Source organism: Tritonibacter sp. SIMBA_163, assembly GCF_046535935.1.
GTDB classification, from domain to species: Bacteria; Pseudomonadota; Alphaproteobacteria; order Rhodobacterales; family Rhodobacteraceae; genus Epibacterium; species Epibacterium scottomollicae.
Window position 1 is genome coordinate 1 of sequence record NZ_JAWJBP010000275.1, and the last position, 291, is coordinate 291.

Here is a 291-nt window from a genome sequence, read left to right on the forward strand (position 1 = left end):
CGCGAACCTTCCAGACCGTGGGCAAAGCCGGTTTCTGGCCGCATCGCTGGTCTTTGACCAGCAAACCATGAACCTGTTCGGCAAGGTCTATTCCGATGGGCAGAAGGACTGGGATCTGAGGCCGACGTGGAAGGCCGCCGGGTCAGAAGAGCTTTTCGCCATCGTCGCGGACTGGACCACGCATGACCAGAATTATCCCTCAGACCTGACCCAGACCCGCCACCGGCTCGTCGAGATCCTCCTGATTCTTGCGCGGCAGGGTCTGGCCGGCAACCTTCTGATCTCTCGCGG

General features: G+C 61.2%; 1 protein-coding gene. It reads left to right on the forward strand.

Features of this window, described 5'->3' with window-relative positions; translation table 11 throughout:
• A partial coding sequence (locus tag R0J92_RS22390; RefSeq protein WP_411053275.1) for a hypothetical protein occupies window positions 1–291 on the forward strand: 291 nt, incomplete at both ends.